General features: G+C 36.6%; 2 protein-coding genes. One reads left to right on the top strand and one right to left on the bottom strand.

Annotated elements, in window-relative coordinates; translation table 11 throughout:
- The first annotated feature begins 3 nt into the window (after positions 1-3).
- Positions 4-90 carry an IS3 family transposase gene (locus ACFO3G_RS03320; RefSeq protein WP_380077071.1) on the top strand — a complete coding sequence of 29 codons (87 nt, stop codon included), beginning with the start codon at positions 4-6 and terminating at the stop codon, positions 88-90.
- A gap of 87 nt (positions 91-177) precedes the next feature.
- Here the strand turns inward: ACFO3G_RS03320 and ACFO3G_RS03325 are convergent, their stop codons facing one another.
- Positions 178-1188 carry a hypothetical protein gene (locus tag ACFO3G_RS03325; protein WP_380077972.1) on the bottom strand — a complete coding sequence of 337 codons (1011 nt, stop codon included), beginning with the start codon at positions 1186-1188 and terminating at the stop codon, positions 178-180.
- Positions 1189-1854 lie beyond the last annotated feature (666 nt).

The raw sequence follows: 1854 nt of genomic DNA on the forward strand, positions 1-1854 counted from the left end.
TATATAGAATGGTATAACAATAAAAGAATAAAACTGAGGTTAAAAGGAATGAGCCCGGTAAAATACCGAGCTCATTATAGACAATTATAACGTTTAATTTAACGTCCAACTTTTGGGGGGCACTTCAGTCACTTCAATGTGTCACAGCCCCTTTTGCTATGGTAAATGGTCTAATTTTTATTTGATAATCTTTGCATCCACTACCGATTGAAAGATGATGGCATGATCACATCTAAACTCGTCAGCAGATAGTTCGCCATCCAAGACAGTTGCTTTCCATCCGGTTTTAGGATCTTGCCATTGGCAGCTGGTTTCTTCATCTTTCTTTGTGGATAGATATTTCCATCCGGTGAGTTCTTTGTCAAAGAATGGTTTTAGAACGGACATTCTATCTCCATTTGCTCCGGCTAAGATTGCACTTTCTGTTTTCCCGGATGAGCTTTGTGCTCCAACATTGTATATCACTAACTTTATACGACTATTGGGATTAAAAAAGCCTTCAGGGTAGGGGATATTCTTAATCCTTTGAGTTAAGATGCGTCCGACTGCCTTTTCATGAGCAATGATATCGTCCCGATACGTGTCCTTGTCAACCATTGGATATGGCACAAGTAACGGCATCTCATTTCCGGAAGGGAATGTTACATCAAAGTCGAACTTGATTGGAACGAATAAGCCACATATTTCGCATCCATATGAGATGATTTCTTGTGGAATATTGTCTAAGAAGTAGAAATCTGCATTTTGTTTCTCATTGATAAAGTGACTCTTCCCATCCTTTGTCTCCGATCTAAATCCCTCTTTGTTGAGAGTTTTTATGATCTCCTCTTTATTACCACCAATGAAGATCACGGGAGTATTATCCTTTTTACAATCGTAAGTAACAAATTTGATGGCATTAAGGTCCTTGTTAATAAAAGCCGTCACCTCAATGTTTCCATTTTTCTTATTAATGTCCGGAATGGAGAGGTGTTCCACTTTTGCTCTATGTGACTTTTCTTCGTAGGAGGTGTTCGCCTCTTGATTGGGTACAACTTCAAATGCCATGCGGGGCAATTGAGTTGTCTCCTTGGCATCTGGTATGGATGTGTTACCGTCTTCTTTGTTGTCTTTGCTGCAAGATATAGAGACTATTCCAATTAGTATCCCTACAAGTGTAATTAATGTGCATTTATAAATCTTATTCATCTCTTAATAGTTAAATGGTGACTATAATCTATCGAAGTGTTCAATTAGAAAGAGTATTTGATTTTATATTGAATTTGCTTTAATGGGAGTGCCTTGAACATCTTGTATGATTGTGAAATGAGACTTATAAAACAATCAAAAGTGAGTCTTAATAATATGAATACCATACATCTCCAACTTATACAAGTTTTTTTATACCAAATCCAAAACAACATTTAAGTGCCGAGTTAATCTACTATCGGCCTTTGTATACTCTCTTTCTGTGTGAAGTTTCTAAACCTCGTGACATTGCAAATTTATAATATTAGTTTGAATTATTTGCGTTTATATTACAATTGGAGGGTGTTATTATCAATGTGATAAGATCATTTCGAAGAGTAGTATTAGCTGATTTAGGCTTAATTCTTTCCTTATGGCTGTAGCTGAAGCGGCAATTCGTAGGTTTATTCAGACTGAATACCCTATAACACAAAATATGTTTTCGAACATTAGAATACCGTTTACTTTCCAATATTCATAATAATAACACACAAAGATGTGGGTAGTATCCCAAAAAGTGTGTAAAGGAGGTTTATCTTTGAGTCAAAATTAATCATTTCATTTCATTGTTTTGTTCATCCGTCAGGCGGACATGAAAAACACCGGGGGGATTGGCGTCCGCCCGGG

Source organism: Falsiporphyromonas endometrii (assembly GCF_042654485.1).
In the GTDB taxonomy this organism is placed as follows: Bacteria; Bacteroidota; Bacteroidia; order Bacteroidales; family Porphyromonadaceae; genus Porphyromonas; species Porphyromonas endometrii.